Source organism: Dactylosporangium thailandense (assembly GCF_059739745.1).
Window position 1 is genome coordinate 1221077 of sequence record NZ_AP029195.1, and the last position, 23787, is coordinate 1244863.

At 68.0% G+C, this 23787-nt stretch carries 18 protein-coding genes and 1 tRNA gene; 4 read left to right on the top strand and 15 right to left on the bottom strand.

Annotation, left to right across the window (positions count from 1 at the left end; genetic code table 11):
• Positions 1 to 4: 4 nt before the first annotated feature.
• The 3 genes from pglX to AC6JBM_RS05195 all read right to left on the bottom strand — a co-directional run bounded on the left by pglX (position 5) and on the right by AC6JBM_RS05195 (position 8980).
• Entirely contained in the window at positions 5 to 3583 is a 3579-nt protein-coding gene (gene pglX, locus AC6JBM_RS05185) for a BREX-2 system adenine-specific DNA-methyltransferase PglX (protein WP_497982482.1), read from the bottom strand.
• Complete coding sequence (pglW, locus tag AC6JBM_RS05190) at positions 3580 to 7962, bottom strand: BREX system serine/threonine kinase PglW (protein WP_497982483.1); 4383 nt, start codon at positions 7960 to 7962, stop codon at positions 3580 to 3582. The genes pglX and pglW overlap by 4 nt, the downstream gene beginning before the upstream one ends.
• 727 nt (positions 7963 to 8689) lie before the next feature.
• The gene (locus AC6JBM_RS05195; RefSeq protein WP_497986416.1) at positions 8690 to 8980 is read right to left on the bottom strand and encodes a helix-turn-helix domain-containing protein; all 291 of its coding nucleotides are present in this window, start codon (positions 8978 to 8980) and stop codon (positions 8690 to 8692) included.
• Between the two features lie 707 nt (positions 8981 to 9687).
• Here AC6JBM_RS05195 and AC6JBM_RS05200 point away from each other — a divergent pair.
• Positions 9688 to 10431 carry a hypothetical protein gene (locus AC6JBM_RS05200; RefSeq protein WP_497982484.1) on the top strand — a complete coding sequence of 248 codons (744 nt, stop codon included), beginning with the start codon at positions 9688 to 9690 and terminating at the stop codon, positions 10429 to 10431.
• Positions 10432 to 10520: 89 nt separating this feature from the next.
• Here AC6JBM_RS05200 and AC6JBM_RS05205 read toward each other — a convergent pair whose 3' ends face one another.
• From AC6JBM_RS05205 to AC6JBM_RS05240, 8 genes are all read right to left on the bottom strand, one after another.
• Positions 10521 to 10997: a hypothetical protein gene (locus AC6JBM_RS05205; RefSeq protein WP_497982485.1), complete on the bottom strand. Its 477-nt coding sequence runs from the start codon at positions 10995 to 10997 to the stop codon at positions 10521 to 10523.
• A gap of 293 nt (positions 10998 to 11290) precedes the next feature.
• Entirely contained in the window at positions 11291 to 12373 is a 1083-nt protein-coding gene (locus AC6JBM_RS05210) for a hypothetical protein (RefSeq protein ID WP_497982486.1), read from the bottom strand.
• Between the two features lie 66 nt (positions 12374 to 12439).
• Positions 12440 to 13516, bottom strand: coding sequence for a tyrosine-type recombinase/integrase (locus tag AC6JBM_RS05215; RefSeq protein WP_497982487.1), 1077 nt, complete (start codon positions 13514 to 13516; stop codon positions 12440 to 12442).
• Positions 13513 to 13887: a hypothetical protein gene (locus AC6JBM_RS05220; RefSeq protein ID WP_497982488.1), complete on the bottom strand. Its 375-nt coding sequence runs from the start codon at positions 13885 to 13887 to the stop codon at positions 13513 to 13515. The genes AC6JBM_RS05215 and AC6JBM_RS05220 overlap by 4 nt, the downstream gene beginning before the upstream one ends.
• A gap of 213 nt (positions 13888 to 14100) precedes the next feature.
• Positions 14101 to 15141 carry a tyrosine-type recombinase/integrase gene (locus tag AC6JBM_RS05225; protein WP_497982489.1) on the bottom strand — a complete coding sequence of 347 codons (1041 nt, stop codon included), beginning with the start codon at positions 15139 to 15141 and terminating at the stop codon, positions 14101 to 14103.
• Positions 15138 to 15572, bottom strand: a complete 435-nt coding sequence (locus tag AC6JBM_RS05230) for a hypothetical protein (protein WP_497982490.1) — start codon at positions 15570 to 15572, stop codon at positions 15138 to 15140. The genes AC6JBM_RS05225 and AC6JBM_RS05230 overlap by 4 nt, the downstream gene beginning before the upstream one ends.
• 138 nt (positions 15573 to 15710) lie before the next feature.
• Positions 15711 to 15795: transfer RNA gene (locus tag AC6JBM_RS05235), tRNA-Leu, on the bottom strand.
• Positions 15796 to 15980: 185 nt separating this feature from the next.
• Positions 15981 to 16565 carry a hemerythrin domain-containing protein gene (locus AC6JBM_RS05240; protein WP_497982491.1) on the bottom strand — a complete coding sequence of 195 codons (585 nt, stop codon included), beginning with the start codon at positions 16563 to 16565 and terminating at the stop codon, positions 15981 to 15983.
• A gap of 76 nt (positions 16566 to 16641) precedes the next feature.
• Here AC6JBM_RS05240 and AC6JBM_RS05245 point away from each other — a divergent pair, with 76 nt between their 5' ends.
• The 3 genes from AC6JBM_RS05245 to AC6JBM_RS05255 all read left to right on the top strand — a co-directional run bounded on the left by AC6JBM_RS05245 (position 16642) and on the right by AC6JBM_RS05255 (position 19622).
• Positions 16642 to 17508, top strand: a complete 867-nt coding sequence (locus AC6JBM_RS05245; protein ID WP_497982492.1) for an SGNH/GDSL hydrolase family protein — start codon at positions 16642 to 16644, stop codon at positions 17506 to 17508.
• 86 nt (positions 17509 to 17594) lie between these two features.
• Positions 17595 to 18908 carry a M20/M25/M40 family metallo-hydrolase gene (locus AC6JBM_RS05250; RefSeq protein ID WP_497982493.1) on the top strand — a complete coding sequence of 438 codons (1314 nt, stop codon included), beginning with the start codon at positions 17595 to 17597 and terminating at the stop codon, positions 18906 to 18908.
• A 27-nt stretch (positions 18909 to 18935) separates the two neighbouring features.
• A complete protein-coding gene (locus tag AC6JBM_RS05255; RefSeq protein ID WP_350626849.1) occupies positions 18936 to 19622 on the top strand; it encodes a hypothetical protein in 687 nt (228 codons plus the stop codon).
• Positions 19623 to 20070: 448 nt separating this feature from the next.
• On the opposite strand, the gene AC6JBM_RS05260 is transcribed toward AC6JBM_RS05255, so the two are convergent.
• The 4 genes from AC6JBM_RS05260 to AC6JBM_RS05275 all read right to left on the bottom strand — a co-directional run bounded on the left by AC6JBM_RS05260 (position 20071) and on the right by AC6JBM_RS05275 (position 23780).
• The gene (locus AC6JBM_RS05260; protein WP_497982494.1) at positions 20071 to 20469 is read right to left on the bottom strand and encodes a hypothetical protein; all 399 of its coding nucleotides are present in this window, start codon (positions 20467 to 20469) and stop codon (positions 20071 to 20073) included.
• A 383-nt stretch (positions 20470 to 20852) separates the two neighbouring features.
• Positions 20853 to 21713 carry an amidohydrolase family protein gene (locus AC6JBM_RS05265; RefSeq protein WP_497982495.1) on the bottom strand — a complete coding sequence of 287 codons (861 nt, stop codon included), beginning with the start codon at positions 21711 to 21713 and terminating at the stop codon, positions 20853 to 20855.
• The gene (locus AC6JBM_RS05270; RefSeq protein WP_497982496.1) at positions 21710 to 23014 is read right to left on the bottom strand and encodes a phenylacetate--CoA ligase family protein; all 1305 of its coding nucleotides are present in this window, start codon (positions 23012 to 23014) and stop codon (positions 21710 to 21712) included. Before AC6JBM_RS05270 ends, AC6JBM_RS05265 begins: the two co-directional genes overlap by 4 nt.
• Positions 23004 to 23780 carry an alpha/beta fold hydrolase gene (locus tag AC6JBM_RS05275; protein WP_497982497.1) on the bottom strand — a complete coding sequence of 259 codons (777 nt, stop codon included), beginning with the start codon at positions 23778 to 23780 and terminating at the stop codon, positions 23004 to 23006. Before AC6JBM_RS05275 ends, AC6JBM_RS05270 begins: the two co-directional genes overlap by 11 nt.
• Positions 23781 to 23787 lie beyond the last annotated feature (7 nt).

A 23787-nucleotide genomic window follows, 5' to 3' on the forward strand; every position in this document is an offset into this window, starting at 1 on the left:
GAACTCACGTGGCACTCACCGGCCGTCGGCCACGGGTGGCCTTCGGCGGACGCCAGCCGGTCATCGCCTGGTCGGTGACGTGCAGCCGGCCCGTGACCTCGGACAGGAACCCTTCATAGAGTTCAGCGGGGGAGCCGCCGAAGAGCGGGTCGAAGTCGCCGTGCCACTGCCGCACCCACGGAAGCACCTCACGCAGACCGGCCAACAAAGGCGTCAACCGATCCGCAGACCACGCCTCGGCCTGCTCCCGCTCCACGACCAGCGTGGCGAGCGCCTGGGCCTGCTCGCGCCGGTCCCACCCCGCCCAGCCGAGCAGCAGCGAAGTGTCACCGTCCGGACTTGCCAAGGGATAGGAGATGAACCGTTCCTTCGGTACGTCCAGCTTGCCCCGCTTGCGCCAATAGCTGGCCTTCAGGAAGTCCCCCGAGCCGTACTTCGGCGGCATCGGAATCGTATCCCGGATCTTTCTCTTCGTCGGCTCGTCCAGGGCGGCATCCTCGGCACGCTGCAACTCCCAGGCCGCCTCCCAGTCGGCCCGCTTGTCCAGACCGCTGTCCTTGTACCGAAGCGCTGCCAGGTAGGGGACGTGCTCATCAGCGATCAGTTCGGCGACGACCTTCGCGAGGTCCTTGCCCGGTGCGTAGAGTTCGGTGACGGAGAGCACGTCGGCGTCGCGGCGCAGTTCGTCAGCGAGCTGATTCGCGGTCAGTGGACGCGGCTGCTCCATACCATCGACCGCATGGAACCAGAGCTCGCGCGTCTCGCATCGGTCGAGCAGCCAGTTCCGTAGCGCCTTTTCCTGCATGGCGTCCCAGCCCTCGGTTGACCAGCGGCGCTTGCATTCTGGCCGCTCGATCGACCCGATGCTTCGGTTCGACTCGATCACTGCGATCCGGCGCTCAACGACGGCCTTGTACTCCGGCGACCAGTGTTCAGGCATCTCAGTGATCGGCGTAGAACCATGCCGGACAAACCACTGGGTTTCGGTCTCGCCAGCAGCCATCCGGCGAGCAACGACGATCTCGAATGCCCGTTCGCCGAGTCGTAGCTCCGGCACCGACCCCTCCGGCGCGCGAAGGTCATCGAGTAGCCCGTAGAGCGAGTAGACTTGCCAGTCCAACTCCTCCTGCAGAGCGATCATTCGTGCGCGAGTTGAGTGCCAATCTTCTCTGGCGTCGGCAAGCCTTTGTCCTGTTGGCACGTTGAACGACGCGACCGCGAACGGGCTTACTGTCGACAGGTGCTGCGCTAGGGAGTCCAGTTGCGTCGCTGGGTGTGCCGGGCATCTAGCGGGCAGCGGGAACTCTTGCAGCTTGGTCCCGGTGAATTCGTAGAAACGTTCCCATTCCTGGCTTTTGAAGCCTTCGTTGACACCTTGGCTGCCTTTGTCGTGGCTCACCTGCTTGAGCCAGAAGCATGCGGTGGAACTATTGAGCACTCCCAGCAGTCGAAGGTGCTCCTCCTCGCTGGCCTCGTTTGGCAACTTGATCACCGGTGCGGTTCGATTGAATAGGCGGCCGTGGCGATCCAGGACGAAGTGGTTATGTGTTGCGACGAATGAGAAGGCTATGCCCAGGGCGGCGCTAAGCTTGCTTGGATAATTCTCTAGATGGACATACCACGGCTTGCCCTGGTCGTAGATGGACCTTCCGAATATTACCCGCCTGCCTAGGGCTGTTCTATATGGCCAAAAGGTTCTCGAAATTAGGTGATCATCGGCGTCTACTGGTTCCGAGTTGCTGGTATCGGCGTAGGGGTTCCGTATAGTGGTAAATTCGCGAACCGTAAAGTCGCGGACCGCGTCGCCGACTACGAGTTCTCGGCTTCGGTGCCCGTCGCCGTATCGGCGTGCCGTTTGTGGATCCTCCAGTAGATATACGCTATCCTCGCCGCTTGACGTGGTGCGTCCAATAGAGGCAACGACCGCTTCGAGGGGTTTCGAAGACGCTCGATCAAGTTCCTCTACAATCTCGAGTCCCCCGTCACGAAGAAGCCATGGGAATCTATCAAGGTAACGGGTCCTATCCAGATCGCCCACGCTTACCCAGTTGGAGGTACTTCCCGGGGTGTTGATCTGAGAGCGGATCGCCGTCCATACGAGGCCATCATCTGGTTTTTTCGGTTCAAGTGGTTCGCCCTGCACGCTTCGCACTACTCGGACTGACGGGTTTCCTGACCCACGGTCGGGCCGTCCAATCAGTATTACTGTTGGAGTGCCGTGTCCCGGAATGAATGCGCCGGAAGTGTCGATAACGTGAGTAAATGTAACGGACTTCTTGAAGAAGTCCAGAATCAGTTTTTGGCCGAATTCGCGCTTCATAAAGGCGTTTCCGGTGATTTGTCCGACGAATCCAGATCCCGCCGTTCCTGATTCTCTGCGAATGGCTAGACCGAAAAAGCGCTGCGCGAAGGGGACGGTAAGCGCGTATCCGCCAGTGCATGCAGTGTACATGGACCGATATAGGGTATTTAGGTTCGGATCATCTACATTGATATATGGCGGATTTCCGACCACGGCATGGTATGTGCCCTCCTCGAGAATTCCAGGAAAGCTGCTTAGGTCCTCTGTTCTGTACTCGAAGTCTCCGAGCTCTCCCTCGAACATGCTCAGCTGGTGAAATTTGATCAGGGAGTCGCCGACTGCCACACGAATAGGAAAATTGTGGCCAGATGCTGCCGTCAAGGTGTGGAAGCCTCCAGCCCGCAAGGCTGCCACGGCGAGCCGGAAACGCGCGATAGCAACAGCAAACGGATTGATGTCCACGCCGTGGACCGCTTCCAGGGCCAGCCGCACCCGCTCATATGGCTCCTTACCGGACCGCTCCCACTCTTTTAGAAGCCGGTGGAAGGCGCCGAGCAGGAAGTGACCCGATCCGCACGTGGGGTCGATCATCTTGACTACGTCGTAGCCGAACTCCTCGATCGCCGGTGTAAGCGTCAGGTCGAGGATGAACTCCTCGACGAACTCCGGCGTCTGTAGCAGCGCGTATGTCTTCCGGGCGGACTCCGAAAGATCTTGATACAGGTCGCCGAGGAAGCGGGTATCCCAATCCGGGTCGGTGAAGTCGTGGATCAAAACGCCGTCTTCGCCGCGACGCCGCCAAAAGCCGATGAACGCCTTCGCCGCGTCCGCAGACACTGGGATCTGGTACGCCGCGTTGTGCTGCTGGTCGAACAGCAGCCGTCCGGCCTGCGTCGAGCCGATCGCGTCGAACGCCTCCAGGATCCAGCCCCGGTCGGTCTCAGCGGGCTTGAGGCGGAAGAAGTCCTCCTGCGCCTCTTCGGCGTGGGTCATCCGCTCGAGAGTCGGTCCGGCCAGGTACGCCTGCTCCAGTAGGCCATTGTCCTCGCAGAACCGCACGAATACCGTGCCGAGGACCCAGGCGGCGGCAGCCTGCGTGACCCGTTCGTCCCGCCACGCCGCCCAGGTCGCCGCAGTCCGACGCAGCTTGAAGGCCCTCTTGTACTCGGCGTCGAGGCGCTCGAAGACCATCGGCACGGCCGTCACCTGCGCCCGCAGGTCGGTCTCCAGGAGCTTGACCTGCTTCTTGAGGTCGGCGAGCAGCCGTTGACGGTCGATCACGACGCTTGTGCTCCACTTCGGTGTTCGTTGGCCACCCAGGCGTCGGGCAGCGGGATCCACTGGTTGTCCGCGACCGGCACGACGGTGCCGTCGAGGCGCGGCAGGGCACCCGGGTCTTCGACCGGGCAGAGCAGCCAAACCGCTCCGGCGCCGGCGTCGACCCGCGTAGTCAGCTCGTGCAGGAGGTCCATCGCGCCGTACCGGGCCAGCAGGGCGGCGTCGTGCAGCAGCACAGGCTGGTCCGGGCCGAGCTGTTCGAAGAGGCGCGGCCGGACGGCGGTCCAGGCGCTCTTCACGTACTCGGAAAGCTTGATGGCGTCGCGTGAACCCGGCGGGGCCGTGTCGGCACGCAACACGGTCTCCCAGGTGGGCTTCGGTTTGGCGGTGACGAGTTCCCGCAGCGAGGTGATGAACAGCGCTGCCACGTTGACCGGGCGGGCGCCGAACCGGCCGGTCAGGTCGCGTTGCGCGGCGTCCGCGCGGTCGAACCGGACGGTGAGCGCGCGGAACACGCTGTCACGGGCGCCGTGGAGCCGTTCCTCGGTGCGCAGGGCCGCGGCGAGCTCGGGGGAGTCCACGACGGTCCAGTGCGCGCCGGTGAGGCGTGTCGAGTGGCGGCGGTTGACCACGGACGCGGACGAGGAGGCTGCGGAGCGTGGCGGCACGTATTGCCCGTCGCGCCACTGGAGCTGGAAGCCGGCGTCCGCGAGCAGCGTGTCGAGCTTCGGGTGTGGTGGAAGGGGTGGCAGGTCGGGGAAGCGGGCGGACACTCGCTGCTGGATCTGCGCCGGTTTCAGCCCGACGGGCAGGTCGTTGAGGGGTGGCGGTACGACACCGGCCTGTGCCAGGCGCAGCGCGCGGACCGGGTCGAGCGTCTTGGAGTAGATCTCTAGGCGTGGGCTCGCTGCGGCGTCCTTGGACGCCACTGCGGCGAGTTGGACGAGGCGCCGCTCGTCCGGCGCGGCGCCGGCCGGTGGTGTGACGGCTGCGAGTTCCCGCAGCACGGTGGCGGGGCTGGGTAGCACCTCGAGGCCGGCCAGCCGGTCGGCGACGGTGCCGAGCGCGTCGGCGTAGTCGAGCAGGGCCGGCGCGGACGGGGTGTCGGGGCTCTCGTCGGCGCCGACCTCCAGCGCGACGAGCAGGGTGTCGCCGTGGCGGCGGGTCTTCAGGCGGGGTTCGTCGACGATCGTGTCGATCTCGACGGCACCGCGGACGGCCGCGGCGGCCAGCGCAAGCCGTAGTTCGTCGCCGGTGCGGGCCGATCCGCGGCGGCTCAGCAGCACGGCTGCCAGTTCGGTGACGCCCATGACGCGGCCGTTGTCGGTGAGGATGCCGAGCAGTTCGGCGCGCACGTCGGTGACCACCGGTTCGGCGAGCCAACGCTTCCGCTGTTTGATCAGGATCTGGGCGATCCGGCCGGGCGTGACCTGTACATGCTTGGCGACCAGCGGTTGTTGCGGCCACGCCGGCAGCGTCGGCAACACCCCTGGGGCATCGGGGAGGCCCAGCAGCAGCCGGATCGCCTCGGCCTCCGTCGTGGGCTTTCCAGTCTTCGGTACCGGCGGGAGCAGCAGCGCGGCGATCGTGTCGAGCCCGACCCGGGCGAGCTGGGCCTCGGTCGCACCGCCGGCGGTGGCCTCGTGCTTGGCGGCCTTGCGTTCGGTGGAGTCCTGCGGCGTCGGTTCCTGCTCGCCGAGCCGGGTCCGCCATTCCTTGATCCGCCGCTGCAGCTCCTGGCGGGTCTTGGCGCCCATGCCGGGAAGGTTGAACAGGACCTTGCCGGCGAGGCCGAGCAGTTGCCCGACCGTCGTGGCGTCCAGCCGGTGCGCAGCCGAGATCGCCCGTGGGCTGAGACCGGCCGCTTCCAGCGATGTTGCCCGGGTGGCGGCGGCCGCGGACGCGTCCCGGGTGCTGGCCAGGATCTCGAGGTCGACGGTGTCGTCGGTCTCCGGGTGGGCCGAGCCGACCGGGACGGCAGCGTCGGCTTTGCGGAACACCTGCAGCCAGGCGTCGCGCATCTCTTTCAGCGTCTCGAACCGCCGCTTGGCGTCCCGGTCTAGCGCACGGTTGAAGAACTCGACCAACCCGTCCCGGATCGCCGGGTCGAACGCCTCGCTGGCGAGGGTGACCGGGCCTTCGGTGAACTGCGGCTCGGTGACGCCGTCCCCCCACACCGGCAGTTCGCCCGAGGCCATCTCGTGGAGGGTGACCGCGACCGCGAAGCGTTCCGCGTGCGCGTCGTACACCGGGCGGTGCACCGTACCGATGAACGGGTCCAGATAGCGGGGGGTGCCCGCCGTGGTCTGTTTGACGTCGATGGCGGCGAGCGAGAAGTCGAACAGGACGAGCTGGCGGGTGCGGTTGGGCCGGACCCGGATCGCGATGTTGTCCGGCTTGATGTCGCGGTGGTAGACGCCCTCGCCGTCGAGGAAGTCGACCGCGCCGAACAAGTAGTCGCTGAACGTCTCCAGCTCGTCGACGGTGAGCCGGCCGTCTTCGCGGAGTTTGCGGGCGACGGTGAGGTCCCCGGCATGTTCCAGCACGAGGACGGTTCGTCGCCCGAGCGGGACCGGCTCCTGGCGGGCCAGGCGGATGATGCGGGAGTCGACAAGCCCCCGCAGGACCGCGGCCTCGTGGTCCAGACGGGTGGCCTTCTCGTCGGACAGCGCCACCTTCAAGACCACCAACGTCTCGGCGGTCGAGCCGAGGTTACGGGCCAGGAACGCCCGGCTCGTCGAACCGGTCCCCAGGCGTCGCTCGATCCGCCACTCGCCGAACACGTCGCCGCCGCGGGCCTCGAGCAGGTCGGCCTCGTCGGCCGGCTCGACCGGTGGATGGATCGACACTGAGACGGCCGGTGGCTCGGGTGCGGTCAGCTCGTCCTCGACGAGTTCCAGCATCTCGAGGAACTCTGCGACCGTGGCCAGGCGCTGCGCTGGCTGCGGCGCCGTGGCGGCCTGTACCACCTCGTCCATGAACTCCGAGACGGAGTCGGCGTCAGCCGAGGGGCGCAGGCCGTTGTCGCTGGCGAGCCGGGCCAGCAGCTCCGCACGGGTGCCCGCGGGTGGCTTCCCCGCCAGCAGCAGGTACGCCACCGTGCCGAGCCCGAAGACGTCCAGCGCCACCGGATCAGCCTCCGGCGCCGCGATCTCCGGCGCGAGGTACCCCTGCGCGGACTGCTCGATGTGCGCGTTGACGTGCGCGGTGGGGGAGACCAGCAGCGGGTTGGGCGCGGATGAGCCGGCGTTGGAGTCGGTGCTGCGGCTCGCGGTTTGCCAGTCGCTGATCTGCAGCTGCGGGCGCAGCCACGCCTCTTCCTCGGTGCCCCGCCGCCGTTGCCCGGGCGTGACCAGCACGCTGCGCGCAGACAGGGCGCGGTGATGCAGGTGACGGCCGTGAGCGTAGGCCAGTGCCTCGCTGAGCTGGCGCACCATGCCGACCCGGGTCGCGACGTCGAGCTTGGCGCCGTACTGCGCCATGTAGTGGTCCAGCCGCAGCGACCGCGGGTCGTAGCGGAACACCAGCGCCGGGCCCGCCTCGTGCTGTTCGAGTGCGTCGACCTGCACGATGCCGGGATGGTTGATGCCGTGCAGCGCGAGCATCTCCCGTTTCGCGGCCCGGTCGATGCTGGCCCGCTCAGACTGCACGGCGTTGCGCTCGACCAGGTAGATCCGGATCCGCCGGTGTTCCTTGTCGAGCTGGTTGTGCCGGGCGAGGTGGTCCTGCCAGGTCGGGCCTTGGTCGATCGGCTTCGCAGCGAGCTGCCACGCGCCGATCTGGTAGTGCTTGCGGCTGCGGGCGATGCCGACCTTCTTGAGCAGCTCAGGCAGTGCCTTCGAGATGGTCGGCGTGACCCGCCGGTACTCGTCCATCGGCGGACGCAGCAACAGGCCCGAGCCGATATGCGGCAGTTGGTGCTGGGTCGGACCCTCCGGCCCGTACACCCAATGCAGCTGGTTGTCGGAGAGGGCGACCTGCAGACTCGGCACGGACAGGAACACCGCGGCCTGGATGAACGGCACCTTGACGTTGGTGCCCGCAGCCCTGTCCAGGAGCGAACGCAGGCGCTTGGCCTTGGCGTCAGCCAGGTGCAGCGGGTTGTCGAACGTACGGGTGCCCTCACCACCGCCGAGCAGCCAGTTGGAGCCGCTATTGGTCAACCGGCCACGGAGACTCTTGATCTCGATCAGGTAGAGCCCGCTCGGCGTGGCGACGAGAAGATCAACCTCGTATACGTGCCCGGTGTCGGCCGTGAACGTGAAGTTCGACCAGGCCCGGTAGGGTTCCGCGTCCGGCAGGAGCTGCTGGACGTGGGCCAGAGCCTCCCGTTCATGGGTGAACTGCGAGGGGGTGACCGTCGTCCAACGACCCTCCTGCATCAGCAGAGCACCCTTCTCGGCGGAGACACACTGTAGGTGACCAGGTCCGTGAGTGTAGTAGGTGCGGTGTCACTCCCCGATCAACCCGCTGGACGAGATCGGAGCAATGCCGTGCCGTCTCCACCGGTCGGGCGAGCATCGGCGCCAGGACGCCGATCCGCTGATCCCGGCATTCGGCGCAAATCATGGCGTTTCACTGCGGCGCAGGTCGAGCATGGGGCTGGGGCGCGATCCCAGTGGTGCCCGGCCCACCGACATCTGGCGGCGTGAGTCGGCTCTGGCGCGAACTGTGCGATGGATGCTGGACGATGAATCGTTGTCCGGATGCGCGATGTTGTCGGACAGCTACTTCCTCATCTGGACGGCATCGAGATCGCCGAGGTCGTGGACGCCGACTTCGGGCTGGTCATCGTGGCTCGGGTCCGCGGCCATCAGGCTGGTCTGTCAGGCGTGGTCATCACTACGGCACCGTTCCTCCGCCGTGGGTTTAGGCGAACTGAGGGTTCTTCATCGGGAACTCGGGGGTCTATCGCTGTTGAGCGGGCGGGGGCCGCCGGGTTCAGGGTGAACTGGGGTGGTTGCGTTCGGCGTCTGATTCGAGGATGAGGCGGGCGGCTTGGGCGTAGCGGATTGCGGTGTTGTCGTGGAAGCCGAACACGGCGGTGAGGTGGAGGGGGTTGGGACCGTGAGTGAGGGCTTCGTCGAGTTGCCGGCCGGCGATCTCGCTTCAACGAGACCGCCGGCGCGGTGCCCGGCGGCGACTCGCCGTCCCGTCGGCTGGCGTTGCCGGCACCGGCTTGAACGCGGTCCGGAGGTCGTCCTCGGTGAATCGCACCAGACGACCTCCGGCGACGCGGTGGAAAGACATCAGTCCACCCGCGACCGCCTTATGCAGCTTGGACTCGGAAATGCCGAGTAGAGCTGCCGCTTCCTTATACGTATAGCCAGCTCGCTGCGGATCTCGGTCAGATGATGGAGTGCCGCACGTACCGCCGTTGGTGCTGGCGACGATTCGAATCCAATCTGCGCAAGATGATCGACGCTGTCGTACTGGGCGAGGTCGGCTCTGCGGGACACCAAGAAGGCGACGGAGTCGGCAACACGCTGACGCTTATGTGTCCGAGCGGAGGAAACGGCGGCGGCCAACTCTCGGGCTGCGGGAAGACGATTCACCGCTACTCCTGTCCGACGGTGACGCGTACGCTACTCCTGCGGACCCTGTGCTGCGTGCATATATGACGCGCGGCCACGTCTCTAGCCTCGGTCTTTCATGTGCCGCGTTCGGGTAGCCTTCACTCGGTAAGTGCCTTCCGTGGCAGGTGATCAGAGCCTTCGACAAGCCAGATCATCTCAGATGGGAGGCACTTCCTCATTTCTGATCATGAACCACGGACGGCCTCAATGAAGGGCCGAGGTTAGGGCCTCCGGATGAGGGAGACTGGTCCGCCGAGGCGCGCCACACGGGGCAAGCCGAAAGCCCTTGCAGGCCGGTCCGCCTCCAGGGGCTCACGGATCGCGGTTGCTGCAAGGGCTGCGTCGAGGGCGTGGCGGGTGAGCCCCGCTTCCGTCTACTTAAGTACTCGGCCTCCCATGAGCGGACGGGCGGGTGCGGCGGACGCGGCCGGCCACGGTGTGCGCCGTCTGCGGCATGAGCAGATATCACATTCGAGCCACGTCCACCCGATCGGGTGAATCGAGTGGACGGCATCGTTAATAATTGCGGCCATGGAGCTGGAGCCGCCCTCGCAGAGTGACCGCCACTACGGACTGAGCAAGAGTGCTGAAGTTCTGTTGTCCTTGATTCCTGTCGTCGGTGGAGCTGCCCAGATTATTGTCGGCGAGACACTTGCGCGGCCACAACTTCGACGAATGGAAGTGTGGCTAGCCGATTTGGCGCAACGCTTGCGTAGCCTTGAGTGCCGCGTCGGCAGTTTCGAGACCCTGGCCGAAAACGAAGCCTTTGTGGACGCGCTCGGGGCCGGGGTACGGATTGCTGCCCGGAGCCGTCAGGACAAACGAACGGCTTTACGCAATGCAGTGCTCAACACCGCCCTGGCGGCTGACCATAATGAAGATCGCCAGCATATATTCTTCGAGTTGATCGACCGTTTCCCCCCAATGTCCTTGCGGCTTCTCAAGTTCCTGTCAGATCGAAAGTACCGCGAGGACGTTGGCTACGTGGCCGCGTCGGGTTCGGATCTGGTGGCGGTGGCTGCCATTTCCAAACTGCTCTTGCCGACGCCGTCCGGCGGCGGGTGGCACGGCGATATGGCAGCCCTCTTCGACAGGGAGTGCGAACGCCTTAAGGAAGAAGGATTGCTCGACTATAGTGCACTCAGTGAATCGGGATACGACCAGGAAAACGAATACTTCGCTCATGACGTGAGGCTGGATAAGCTGACGCTACTTGGCCGAATGTTCATGCAGTTTATCGAAGACCCGGAAGACGGCGAGAAGCTAATCGTGTGATTTCCGTGCGACTACCGGGAGCCCGACGGGCGGCCTGTGTGGCCGGCGGTGGCGCTTGCCGCCGACTGGTCTACTCCACGTCGGCGTGTTTACTGGTCTTCGGGGGTTTCCCGCGGCTGTATCACCGGCTTCCAGAAGGCATAAATTCCGAAGATGAGCATCGAAACGCCAGGTATGTAAAAGATCAACGCCTGAGGGTCGGTTGCATGGTCTCCGCCGAGCGGCAACCCGAGAAAGAAAATTCCAGAGACGGTGAGTGTGCTCGCAAAAAGGTAAGAAGCTATTCGAAAGTAGCGCATACGGGGCTTGCGCATCAAACGTATGCTTATCATCACATATAGAGTCAATGACATTAGAATGATTCCACCTAGGCTGGCTAGGAACGTGACCGCAGCAGTCGCCGCAGCGGCGTTTTTTGGTAGGAAACCTATCCCGATGCCGACTAAATAGATGATGGCCGCCGCGGCGAGGTTGGCGACTATATTCACGACAACATCTCGACTCAATCTCACTAACGATTCGCCCCGTCGTGCAGGCTTTTCGCTTGAGGGACTCTGAACGGGCATGTGCACAGTGTATTCACGCGTCGCGAAGAGTTCGCAAGGCGCGGAGTAGCTTGCGCCCTAGCGGTGCCGTGCTCGGAAATGTCTCGACTCGACAGGACGACGAGGTGATCGGCCGGCCCGCCAAGATCAACGGTGTTCCCGTGGGAACACGGCCGGGAACACCAGGGACGCTAGGTGCCGGTAGAGGAGCCTATAGACAGGGACAAACCAGGGCAGTTAGTGTTTGTGCAGGTCAACAGGACCGGTGGAGGACGGGTTCGATTCCCTTCACCCGCCCGACGCTCACTGTTCGGTCAGTCGGCTCTGCCGTTGGGAAGCCCGTGCGCGAGTTGCGGCGACGAACATCTCGTCGATGTCAGACTCATCCACCTCGCCCAAGCCGTCGTAGTCGACGCATTGCGGGTAGACGAGCCAGCAACCGCGGATGCCTGCGAGCAGGTCCTCAAGCAGATCCCGGGACGGCCGCCGCGGGTCGAGCGGCGTGAGCCGCACCGGCTCCGCGCTGGTGTGCGTTTTCGTCCGGCGCCGTGCCTGTTGACGGCCCAGACGGCGGTGTCCGCGTTGGGCAGCAACCCCTCGGCCACGAGCATGGCGTCTTGGATGAGGGCGGTGACGGCCTTCTGCGGTGAGGCTCGGCGGTCCATCAGCTCCAGCACCGTGATAGGCGTCTCCTGTGGAGTCGCTTCGATGGTGTCGGCTTCCCGGATGACAGCGGCTGGCGGGACGCCGAGGTGCTCAGCGACGACCTCTGCGGCTGCGTGCAGCCAGTGCGCGGCCGCGACGGCAGCAGATGTCGGGTCAACAGTTTGCAGCAGTTCGTCGGACTTGAGGAGACTGCGGTGCAGGAGTTGATCTGCCGTGGCGATTTGCACGGGTGAGGCTTTCTGGCGGGTCAGGGAGATCGCCTGCAGTGCCCTCCCGGCGAGATGGTCTGCCTCTGCGTCGGCGACTGCCGCAAGTTCGAACTCGATGTCTCCTGCGACCGAGTCGGTGAGGGCCTTGGAGCCGATTGCGTGCAGTGCTCTGCCGACGCGGTGGGCGTTCTCCTCGACCAGGTCGTACGAGGCGATGAGCATGCCGTCGACGGGGAGATTCGGGTTCCGGATTGCCGCGGCCACGTCGCCGAACATGGCTCGTGTTTCGTGTCGCTGCCAGCCTCCGCTCGCTTCCTCGTCGGCGTACGTTTCGGTGGACGGGTGCGTATAGCGACGCCAGAGGGCGACCGACAGGCCGGTCAGTGCGGCGGCGAGCGCTCCGGCCTCGTCTTGCGACACGCCGGGAGGCAACACTGCGGCCTGCTGTGTCGTGTCGGCGAAGCCAGTGCTCCAAACGGCGTGAAGTTCACTGCGTTGCACGTCGATGGCATAGCGCGTCATGCGGTCGTCCCCGTTCGGTTGCGGTTCGGCGTGATTGGTAGATCGCTGTTGACGGTGCTCGTCGCCTCACCCGGCAGGAAGGTGCCACCGGGTGCCACTTCCTGGTGATGTGGGTGCCGGCACGGCGAGTGGGTGATGTTCGCCGGTGAGCGCGGCGGTGGCCCGGGCGACCTCGTGCAGGTCCGCGCGGACGTAGGTGGCGGTGGTGCCGGCGTCGCCGCGGCCGTTATGGCCGGCGAACGCCTTGGCCACGGCGTATCCGAAGTGGCGCTCGACCCAAGTCAGGGTCGTGTGCCGGATCCAGTGGGTGCTGATCTGCTGGGTGGCGACCCACGGCAGGTGCCGGCCCGCGCGAACCCACAGGTGGTCATACCGGCGGCTGGTGATTGGTTGCCGGTCGCGGTAGCGCAGGAGTTGGCCGCGCGGGTCACCGTCGCCGCGTTCTTCCGCGTGGCGGAGGAGGTGGCGCATGAGGGTGGGGGAGACCGGCTGCCACCGGACGGTCTCGCCCTTCTCCCGAAGCCGGATCAGGCATTGCCCGTGATCCAGGTCAACTGGTCGCAAGGCCAGGCCGCCGCCTCTGCGGCAGGCCGTCTCGGTGTGCAGACGGATGAGCAGACTGTCGAGCTCGGGGTCGTTGCCGGTCGTCGCCGACACCGCGACGATCTCGGCGAGCTGCGCGTCGGTGAGCGCATGGCGCGTGCTGGCCAGGCGACGCGGCTTGGCAACGCGCTTCGCGGGATTGTCTGCCTCGGCGAGGAGTCCGTCGGCGACGGCGTGCTGATACAGGCACCTCAGCGCTGAGATGACGTGCTCGGCCGCGGTCCGGCCGCCACGAGAGTTCGCCCGCACGACGGCAGTTGTTTTCGCCTGCTCCGACAACGCCTTGATTTCCAGCGGGCTGGGCTCGTCGAGCCGGCGACTACCCCACACTGCACTGATACGCCGCCAGTACGATCCGTACGCGTTGCGTGTGCCGGGCGTCACGGCCTCCGCGACCCGGTCGATGTACTCGGCGAACGTCGGCATCTCACGAGTGACAGGATTGCTGAGCAGTTCCTCGGGCGTGATGCCGAGCTGTGTGAGCAGGACCCGTACCGTGTCTAGCTCGGCGCGTTTCCGCGCCGACGGCGACGCGGTCATGCCCAGCCCTCGTGGCCGGGAACGAGGTCGTGCCGCTGCAGCATCGCTTCGAGCACGGGGATCGGGTAGATGACCAGCAGGTCGTGCTCGGGCTGCGCGACCAGGAGCACTCTGGCACCTGCTTGCAGGCCCAACGCATGCCGTGCCGAGGAGCGTAGCCGGAGATGACCTTGACGGGTGATGGTATGTGGCCCGTCGGTGCATCCCTTGACGATCGCCGTCACTGGGGTGACCTGGATCGAAATCAGGTGGCCGGGCGACCACGCCAGCGCCTGCAGTCCGGAGCGGTCCGCGAGCCGTCCCCGAACGTCGACCGCGGTGACGACGTAGTGCGAGCTGCTTTCGGCAGGCCGTAGGTCCAGCTGTGCCATGGGTAGTCCCGGTGCCGTGGCGCTGGGGCCACCCTCGTGCAACATCTTGATCCACCTCGCTTCCGCAACGGCGATCACCCCGCCGCCCAGCATTCGGAGCGACACTCCGATGCTGCCCCGGAACTCGGCGGCGGGGGAGGTGTCACCACGTACCACCCCGTGTCACCGCGTGTGGCCTGCCCGCACGGCTGCGGGCAGGCCGCCCACGAAAGGTCACGCGTCGGACAGCTGCAGAGGGTGCGATTCGCCGGTGAGCGCCGCGAGCGCCGCCGCAACCTCGTGGACGCTGGCTCGCACGTACGTGGCGGTCGTTCCGGTGTCACCGCCAGTGGTGGAGTGGCCGGCGTAGGCACGGGCGACGGCGTAGCCGAAGTTGCGTTCCACCCACGTCAATGTCGTGTGTCGCAACCAGTGCGTGCTGATCTGCTGCGTCATCACCCACGGCAGCTGCCTGCCGATCCTGGCCCACAGGTGGTCGAGGCGACGGTAGGTGATCGGGTCACCGTTGCGGTACCGCAGCAGCTGACCGGTCGCAGGCGCGTGCCGTTCTTCCACGTGCTGCTGCAGGTGCCGCATGAGGGTGGGGGAGACCGGCTGCCACCGGACGGTGTCGCCCTTCTCCCGCAACAGAATCAGGCACTGCTCAGGATCGAGGTCCGCGGGTCGCAGCGTGAGCGCCCCGCCGCGGCGGCACGCCGTCTCCGTGTGCAGCCGCAGCAGCAAGCAGTCCAGGACCGGATCATCGCCGCTGCCTGCCGCCGCGGCGTTGATCTCGAGCAGCCGCGCGTCCGGTACCGCCCGCCGGGTGCTGGGCAGGCGGCGGGGCTTGGCCACCTTCCGTGCCGGGTTGTCGGCCTCGGTGAGGTGCCCGTCGGCGACGGCCCGGTTGTAGAGACAGCGCAGGGCGGTGATGAGGTTCTCCGCGGCGCTGCGCCCGCCGCGCGCGTTGCGGCGGGCGACCACATGCGCCTTGACGTACTCCGCCAGGCGTTCGATGTCGGAGGGTCTGATCTCGTCGAGGCGCCGGTCGGCCCAATGCTCCAGGGCCCGGTTCCAGTAGCTTCGGTACGCCCGGCGGCTGGCGTCAGTGACCGCTGCCGCGACCACCGGAACGTATTCGGCGAAGGTCGGTGCCGGCGGACGGGTGTCGACGAGGCCGAGCAGGTCCGCCGGTGACACCCCGAGCCTGGCGAGCAACAGGCGAGCGGCGTCCAGCTCGGCGGCACCCGCAGACGGCATGGCCGGTTGCGTCATGCCACATCACCGCCGAGGATGCCGTACGCGCAGGTGATCATGGAGTCGAGCGTGGCCGGTGGGTGCACGATCAGCAGCTGCTGGTCGGGTTCGGCGGCCAGCAACACCTTGTCGCCGGGGGCGAGGTCGCACCACCGTCGCACCGCGACCGGTAACTGGAGGTGACCCTGGCGATTGATGCTCAGGACGCCTTGCTGGTCGGCGTTGACCAGCACGAATCCGCAGTGTTCCCGGACCTGCAGCCGGATGCCGGGGAGCCAGCCCAGCGTGCGGAACAAGGCGCTGTCGGCGATCCGGCCCCGATTGTCGACGGCGGCCAACCCGTACACCGTCGATCGGCTACGCCGCGCCTGCTGCTGCGCCAACGGCAGCACTCGTCGCTGCCCGAGAATGGACGACCGTGCCGGCGCGGCTGCCGAGGACGGAATCACCGCTGGGATCGTGGACCCCGTCATGCGGTCCACCCGCCTTCGCGGGGACTCAGCGGACGTCGCGTGAACGCTACAGGCGAGTGTCGGAAGGCACCCGAACACTCGCCCGTCAGATGTGGCATGTGTGCAACGTTTGTGTGTCGAAGGGGGGACTTGAACCCCCACGCCCGATAAAGGGCACTAGCACCTCAAGCTAGCGCGTCTGCCATTCCGCCACTTCGACCGGCTGGCCAATTGTACTCGGTGCCTTCCGGCTCCGCTTCAACGGCCACGCGAGACTTTACACGGTCACCCCGGATCTTGACGAATCGGGGGGCCGACGCGCGGAGGCGACCGGAGGGGGGAGCCGGTCGCCTCGCGTCTACGTCGGGTTTACCCCGTGGGTAGTGATCGATAAACTTCGGGTTCTCAGAGATCTTCTTCCCAGGTCGTACGGCGGGTCAGGACGTCCATCACCTTGTCCACCACGCCTAGGGCAGGGTCCACGAGCTTGTTCAGCGGCGGGGTGGACGGGGTGCCGGGGTGGGGGCGCGTCGGGGCGGCCGAGCGCGCGATCTCCACGCGGTTGCCCAGGCGTACCAGCTCCTCGGACGTGCACCGCGAGCGCAGTGCCGGGAAGAGTGCGGCCGCGGTGTGGGTGTGTGAGCGCACGTGGTCGGTGACGGCCCGCAGGGCGGCCTTGTCGGCGGACGTGTGCAGGCGGCGCAGGGCCGCTAGGAGTTCGGCGTCGGCGGCGAGTTCGCGGGAGGCGATGTCGGGGCCTTCGGGCAGTACCGCGGAAACTGCCGGAATCAGGTATTGCTCCTCGGCTGACAGGTGCCGGGCCAGGGTGGCCACGAGGACGTCGGACGCGGCCGGCTCGGTCTCGGCGCGGGTGCACAGCCGGTCGAGCTGTTCGTGTTCCTCGTCCAGCAGGTCGATCATGCTGCGACCCATGGCGTCGTGCTCGTCGTCGGGCGCGCCCGGGAGGGGCGGCAGAGGAAGTCCGCTCACGGTTGCCGATGTACCCGGGCGCCAACTTCTTGAAACGGCAGGTTACCCGTCGGTACCATCTCATTCACATCTGTCAATGAAGATGGAAGGGGCCGCCATGTCGTCGACCTGGCGGGGGTCCGCCGCCCTCGCCGCTCTCACCGCCACCGCTCTCCTCGCCGCGCAGCTGGGCACCGCCACCCCGGCGGCCGCGGCTCCGGGCCCGCCGCCCGGCTCCATCGCCTCGATGGGCGACTCGATCAGCCGCGGCTTCAACGCCTGCGGGTGGTACGTCGACTGCCCGAGCCGATCGTTCAGCACCGGCACCGACTCCGCCGTGAACAGCCAGTACCTGCGCATCAAGGCCGTGAACCCGGCGATCAACGGCCACAACCTCAACGATGCCAAGTCCGGGGCCAAGGTCGCCGACATGCCCGGGCAGGCCGCGACGGTGGTGAGCCAGGGTGCGGCGTACGTCACCATCCTCATCGGCGCCAACGACGCCTGCACGAGCTCGGAGGCGTCGATGACGAGCGTCGCCGCGTTCCGCTCGGCGCTGGACTCCGCGCTGGGCACGCTCAAGGCCGGGCTGCCGGACGCGAAGATCCAGCTCATCAGCATCCCGGACATCAAGCGCCTCTGGCAGGTGGGCAGCGCCAGCTCGTCCGCGCGCGGCGTGTGGTCGCTCTTCGGCGTGTGTCAGTCCATGCTCGCCAACCCCTCATCCACGGCCGCGGCCGACGCCGCCCGGCGGGACCGGGTGCGCCAGCGCGTCGCCGACTTCAACGGGCAACTCGCCTCAGCCTGTACCGCCTACGGGGCCAACTGCAAGTACGACGGTGGGGCCGTCTTCGGCTACCAATTCACCCTCTCGCAGGTCTCTACCTGGGATTACTTCCACCCGAACGCGTCGGGTCAGGCGGTGCTCGCCTCGCTCACCTACGCGGCCGGCTTCGGCTGGTAGGACCTCAGGGTAGTCCGGCGACGACTCTGGGTAGTCGTCGCCGGACCACGCGGAAAACTGTCGGTCCCGCCTGATATGACTTCCTCATGGACGCCACCGACCCCGCCGCCGACGAAGTCATCGAAATCTGCCGGGACCTGCTGCGCATCGACACCACGAACACCGGCGACCTCGACACGAGCACCGGGGAACGGGTCGCGGCGGAGTACGTGGCGGAGAAGCTCGCCGAGGTCGGTTTCCAGCCCGAGATCTACGAGAGCGAGCCGGGCCGGGCGAGCGTCGTGGCGCGCTTCGAGGGTGAGGACCCGTCGCGGGACGCGCTGCTGATCCACGGCCACCTCGACGTCGTGCCCGCCGACGCCTCCGAGTGGTCGGTCGACCCGTTCGGCGGCGAGATCAAGGACGGCTACCTGTGGGGCCGGGGCGCGATCGACATGAAGGACTTCGACGCCATGGTGCTGGCGCTGGTCCGGCGGATGAAGCGGGAGGGCCGCAAGCCCCCGCGGGACGTCGTGCTCGCGTTCGTCGCCGACGAGGAGGCCGGCAGCACCTATGGCGCGCAGCACCTGGTGGATCGCCATCCCGGGCTCTTCGACGGCGTCACCGAGGCGATCGGCGAGGTCGGCGGGTTCTCGGTGAGCGTCGGCGGGGACCAGCGGCTCTACCTCATCGAGACCGCGCAGAAGGGCATCGACTGGCTGCGCCTGCACGCGAAGGGCCGGCCCGGCCACGGCTCGATGATCAACGACGACAACGCGGTCACGGCGCTGGCCGAGGCGGTCGCGCGGGTCGGCACGCACCGCTTCCCGGTCGTGCTCACCCCGACCGTGCGGGCGTTCCTGGAGCAGGTCTCGCAGATCCTCGGCATCGAGCTCGACCTCGACGACCCCGAGGCGGCCGTCGGCAAGATCGGCCCGATCGCGATGATCATCGGCGCGACGCTGCGCAACACCGCGAACCCGACCCGCCTCGCCGCGGGCTACAAGGACAACGTCATCCCCGGCAGGGCCTCGGCCACCATCGACTGCCGGACGCTGCCCGGCCAGTCGGAGCTGTTCGAGGAGGAACTGCGGCGCATCGTCGGGCCGGACATCGAGCTGGAATACATCCACCGCCAGGCGGCGCTCGAGACCACGTTCGACGGGGCGCTGGTCGAGGCGATGTCGGCGGCGCTGCGGGCCGAGGACCCGGGCGCGATCCCGGTGCCCTACATGCTCAGTGGCGGAACCGACGCCAAGCAGTTCGCCAAGCTGGGCATTCGCTGCTTCGGCTTCTCGCCACTGCGCCTTCCCGCCGACCTGAACTTCGGCGCGTTGTTCCATGGCATTGACGAGCGCGTACCCGTCGAGGGACTACAGTTCGGCGTGCGAGTGCTCGACCGGTTCCTGCAGCAGTCCTAACTCATCTTTTCTCAGGGGGATCTCATCATGACCGACCGGCACGCGGAGCTTGACGCCGCGCTCGAGCGCGTGATCGCGGCGGCCCGCGAGCACCTTGCCGCGGTCAAGGCCGCGGGCGGCCGGGCCGACGACGACGTGGTGTGGCGCGCCTACGTGGAGCTCAACAACGCCTCCAACAGCTACGACGAGCTGCTGCTCGACGAGTTCGGCGAGGTCACTCCGTGGGACGTCGAGGCGATCGACCCGGAGGAGGCCGACCGCCAGTTCGGCGTCGGGATCGTCGACGGGGCCGAGGCCGAGGACCCGCACCCGCGGGTGATCTCGGTGCGCCAGCGCCGCGACTACCGCATCCCGAGCGTCGGCGCCCTGCTCGCGGTGGCCGAGGCGGCCCGGCGCGCCAACCCGGGCGACGGCGACGGCGCCGCGGTCGAGACCGTCGGCGAGGCCGTCCTCGAGCTCATGCAGGCCGGCGACGGGTCGCTGGGGGCGCTGGACATCCCCGAGCTCGAGTCGCTCGACGGGGTGGTCATCGTGGCCGAGGTGGAGACGCCGCTCGACCCGGAGACGTACGAGGACAACGACGGCGCCGGGCCGTTCGCGCTGGCCGCGGGCGACCGGGTGGTCGACCGGCTGGACGAGCACGCCTTCGCCGACCTGGACGACGACCTGACCGAGGACGACGACGAGCCCTCGCGGAAGAGCACGGCCGAGTAGCCCTCGGCACGCGGCCCCGGCCCCGCGGCCTGCTGGCACCGCGGGGCCGCCGCGCCGCGCTTTCGATAGCGCCCGTGCAGCAGGGCGTCGTGAACGTCCGGCAAGCCGCTGAGAGCCACGGTCAATTGCCAGGGCATGACTCGGGTCCGTCGGGGTGAGGACCGTCGCTCCCGCCAGACACCGCTTGGCGCTGCGCGCCGACGCTGCCAGGTCCGCTGATGGTCACCCCGAATTATCTGTGAGCCTTTCGGCTCGTGGCCGCCCGGGCGGCCACTGTCAGGTCCGCGGATGGCCACGCCCGAGCCGCCTGCCAGCCCGTCGGCGCCGGACAGCAGGGGTGCGGCGGGGGCCGTGGCCGGGCCTGCGGATGGTGACGCTGAGCCGTCTGCCGGCCCCGTCGGCGCCAGGTAGCAGGCCAGGTCCGCGGGTGGTCACGCCGGGCCGTCTGTCAGCGGTAGTAGGGGTGCGGCGCGGGCGGGAGCCAGGACGGCCACCAGGCTGGCTCGTGGCCTCCCGGACAGCTCACCGCGTCGGTCAGTGGCAGGCCCGCCCAGAAGAAGAAGCCGTAGGCCACCAGGGCCAGGACCGCCAGCGCGAGCGCGGCCGTCGCAGCGGTCGTCACCGCCCGGCTGGGGGAGAGTCGCGACAGCAGCGGGGCACTGCCGGCGACGAGCGCCGTCTGCACGACCCACAGCACGGGCATCGCGATGAACAGCAGGAAGGCGTTGTTCGCGCCCGCGTTGATGCCCACGTCGCAGGCGGCGAAGGCCCGGCTCACCACCGACGTCTCGGCATAGCTGGCGGCCGCGGCCAGAACGGCGGCCGAGACGACCGTGCGGGCTCTCATCCCAGCGACAATAGGCGAACGGCCCGGCCCGTGCGCCAGCGTGCTCGGGCGACCGTCCAGAGTGGACGGATGCCGGGCCCGTGGCGCCGGGCGACCACATTGGACTGTCGTCCTCCGCACGTGCCGGCCGGCGGCGAGCCGGGACGGCGACGTCCGGCCAGAACCTCGGGCCGGCCGACGCGGCCGACGCGCTCGCCCGCAATGATGCCCGGCGGACCGCCGGAGCCATGACGGCGAGCAGGCCGGCCGCCCCGCACGCCACGGACAGGACCCCCGCCCCGGGCCACCGCGAGCGAGTACGCCAGCGGCGACAGGCCGAGCGTGCACGGCGGTGACCGCCCGAGGTGGCACGGCAACGGTGCCGCCCGGGCGCTGGGGCGGGCTCAGATCTTCAGGTCGTACACCTTCAGCGCGTTCTCCCGCATCAGCTTCGCCTCGGACTCGGGGCGCAGGTTCCAGGCGGCGATCTCCTCGCGGGCCCGCGCGTGCGGGATGACCGGGAAGTCGGTGCCGAACATGACCTTGTCCGCGCCCCACCCGTTGAGGTAGCTCACGAGCTTCGGGTCGAGGTACTTGGGCGCGTAGGCGTCGATGCCGATGTACACGTTGGGGTGCTTGTACGACACGGCGATCATCTCCTCCGTCCACGGCCACCCGACGTGGATCCCGATGATCTTCAGCTCCGGGAAGTGGCAGGCGAGCGTGTCGAGCAGGATCGGCCGGCCGACCGACGGCAGCGGGTGGTCGTGGCTGTACCGCAGGCAGTGCCCGACCTGCATCTGCACCGGCACGCCGAGCTCGGCGCACTTGGCGTAGAAGGGGTAGTAGCGCGCGTGGTCCGGGGCGAGCTCGAACCAGTGCGGGTAGATGTGCGCCCCCACCATGCCGTACTCCCGCACCATCAGCTCCAGCTCGCGCACGCCCTTCATGCCCTCGAAGGGGTCGATGCCGACGAGCCCGCTGAAGCGGTCCGGGTGCGCCTGCACCAGCTCGACGACCCGCATCGGGTCCAGCCGCCACGACTCGGAGAGCCCCTCGCGGCCCATCTTCGGCGCGATCAGCAGCGCGTGCTCGACGTTCGCGGCGTCGAGCGCCGCAAGGTGCTGCTCGACGGTCAGGCCCGCGAGGGTGTGCTCGGAGGCGTTGACCTTGCCGCCGAGGAACTGCTTGTTCCACGCGGGCCGGGAGGCGACCACCTCGGGCGTGAACAGGTTGCAGACGATGTCGATCGCGGGCGTGCTCATGTGCGGGACTCCAATGAGGGGCGTTCGTCGATGAACCGGCGCGGCTTCATGCGCTCGTCGGCGGGGAAGAGGGCATCGGCGGTCGTGAACTCGACGACGGGCGTGACGCGGGTCGCGAGCTTGACGGCCGCCGCCACGCGATCGGCCGGGGTGGAGCCGCAGACCTGGACGACCAGCTCGTCGCCGGAGAGCGGGTCGGCCGGGTCGAGCCGGCGTACGACGGCGCGGTGGTCGGCCACGCCCGGTACCGCGGCAATGGCGGCCTCGAGTGCCGTCGTGTCCACGAGCTGGCCCTTGATCTTGAGCGAGCGGCCCGAGCGCCCGTGGTGCGCGACCACCCGCCCGCCGAGCCGGCCGCAGTGCGGGCAGGCGTCGTGGGCGACCTCGACGCGGTCGCCGAGCAGGTAGCGCACGAGCACCGTGCCGTGCCGGTCGAGGTGGGTCATCGTCAGGGCACCGGGCGTCCCGGGCGGCACCGGGAGGCCGTCGTCGTCGACGGCGTCGATGTGCAGCAGCTCGGGCATCGGGTTGTGGAACCCGGTGCCGGGGACGCACTCGACGAGGCCGTACTGCAGCTCCGACGCCCCGAGGCTGTTGGAGATCACGACGTCCGGGGCCCCGGCGGCGGCCAGCAGCTCCGCGAGCTGGGCGGCCATCGCCGGCGTGACGGCCTCGCCGCTGATGGCGAGCATGCGCACGTCGGCCAGGGTGCCGCCGCGGCTGGTGACCTCGTCGACGACCCGGCGCACGTAGCTCGGCACGCCCCAGAGCACCGTCGGCCGGGCGGCGACGAGCAGGTCCGCAACCTCGGGCAGGCGCCGGGTCACCTCGAACCAAGGGCTCGTGCCGCTCATCCCGCACACGACGGTCGCGCCGAGCACCGCGGCGGCGTGGTTCGCCCGGGTCCAGGCGCCGTGCGGCTGCGGGGTGAGCGGGTAGAGGTTGGCGATCCGGTCGTCGCCGCGCATGCCGCGGATCTCGGCCATGCGCACCTGGGCGGCCAGGATCGCGTGGAAGTCGTACGCCGACTGGTAGATCGGCGCGGGGGCGGAGGTCGAGCCGGAGGTGTACGCGATGTCCCACAGCTGCCGCTCGGGCGAGCCGTCGGGCTCCAGCCGGAACCGCTCGGGCTCGGCCGTGAACATCGTCTTGGTGGTCAGCGGCAGCAGCGGAAGGTCGTCGATGCCGCGCACGGCCGTCAGGTCGATGCCGGCCCAGTGCTCGCGGTAGAACGGGTGCGCGGACGCGAGCCGGGCGACGGTGGCCCGCAGCGCCGCGTCCTGCACCTTCCTACAGTCCATCGACGAACCGCTCGATCAGCTCGGCGCAGACCTTGGGCTGGCGGACCGGGATCTGGCCGATGCAGTCGGGGACCACCTCGTAGGGCAGGCCGAGGCGTTCGGCCGCGCGCCGGGTGCCCTCCTCCAGGAACTCGCCGTCGGCCGCGACGCACAGCACCGGGCAGGTGAGCTGCGACAGCGGGGTGAGCGGGTCGTACTCGAACGCCGAGTTGTAGGCCCAGTGGTAGCGATCGAGCGAGCCCAGCATCGTCCAGACCGCCCGCTGCCGCGTCTGCAGGTCGCAGCCGCGCCACAGTCCCTGGTACCGCTGCCACGCCGACAGCAGATGGGTGGCCTCCTCGGTGACCGGCTCGTCCGGCGCCCAGTTCTGCCGCCGGTCGCGCTGCTGCTCGGGCGTGTAGGTCGCGATGCCCAGCAGCACGAGCCCGGAGACGAGCTCGGGGGCCTGGTGCGCGGCCTCGATGGCGATGCTGGCCCCGGTGTGCGAGCCGACGATCACCGCGGAGCCGTCCAGCGTGCGCAGCAGCTCGACGACCGGCTCGGCGTAGCCGGGGATGTCGAGGCGCTGGGTCGGGGCGTCGGACATGCCGTAGCCGAGCGTGTCCGGGGCCAGGGCGCGGGCCCAGGGGGCGAGCAGGGGCAGGACGTCGTCGTACACGAACGAGGAGAGCGGGCTCTCGTGCAGCAGGACGATGTTCGGACCGGCCTCGCCGGCTACGCGGGCGTGAATCTGCCCATGCGAGGTCTGAAAATAGGCACGGTGCATCGAAAAA

Coding starts and splice junctions, on each gene's coding strand:
- pglW (WP_497982483.1), bottom strand. CDS start 7,962: ATGCAGGAGGGTCGTTGGACGACGGTCACCCCCTCGCAGTTCACCCAT.
- AC6JBM_RS05200 (WP_497982484.1), top strand. CDS start 9,688: ATGGAGCTGGAGCCGCCCTCGCAGAGTGACCGCCACTACGGACTGAGC.
- AC6JBM_RS05205 (WP_497982485.1), bottom strand. CDS start 10,997: ATGCCCGTTCAGAGTCCCTCAAGCGAAAAGCCTGCACGACGGGGCGAA.
- AC6JBM_RS05210 (WP_497982486.1), bottom strand. CDS start 12,373: ATGACGCGCTATGCCATCGACGTGCAACGCAGTGAACTTCACGCCGTT.
- AC6JBM_RS05215 (WP_497982487.1), bottom strand. CDS start 13,516: ATGACCGCGTCGCCGTCGGCGCGGAAACGCGCCGAGCTAGACACGGTA.
- AC6JBM_RS05220 (WP_497982488.1), bottom strand. CDS start 13,887: ATGGCACAGCTGGACCTACGGCCTGCCGAAAGCAGCTCGCACTACGTC.
- AC6JBM_RS05225 (WP_497982489.1), bottom strand. CDS start 15,141: ATGACGCAACCGGCCATGCCGTCTGCGGGTGCCGCCGAGCTGGACGCC.
- AC6JBM_RS05245 (WP_497982492.1), top strand. CDS start 16,642: ATGAAGATGGAAGGGGCCGCCATGTCGTCGACCTGGCGGGGGTCCGCC.
- AC6JBM_RS05250 (WP_497982493.1), top strand. CDS start 17,595: ATGGACGCCACCGACCCCGCCGCCGACGAAGTCATCGAAATCTGCCGG.
- AC6JBM_RS05255 (WP_350626849.1), top strand. CDS start 18,936: ATGACCGACCGGCACGCGGAGCTTGACGCCGCGCTCGAGCGCGTGATC.
- AC6JBM_RS05260 (WP_497982494.1), bottom strand. CDS start 20,469: ATGAGAGCCCGCACGGTCGTCTCGGCCGCCGTTCTGGCCGCGGCCGCC.
- AC6JBM_RS05265 (WP_497982495.1), bottom strand. CDS start 21,713: ATGAGCACGCCCGCGATCGACATCGTCTGCAACCTGTTCACGCCCGAG.
- AC6JBM_RS05270 (WP_497982496.1), bottom strand. CDS start 23,014: ATGGACTGTAGGAAGGTGCAGGACGCGGCGCTGCGGGCCACCGTCGCC.
- AC6JBM_RS05275 (WP_497982497.1), bottom strand. CDS start 23,780: ATGCACCGTGCCTATTTTCAGACCTCGCATGGGCAGATTCACGCCCGC.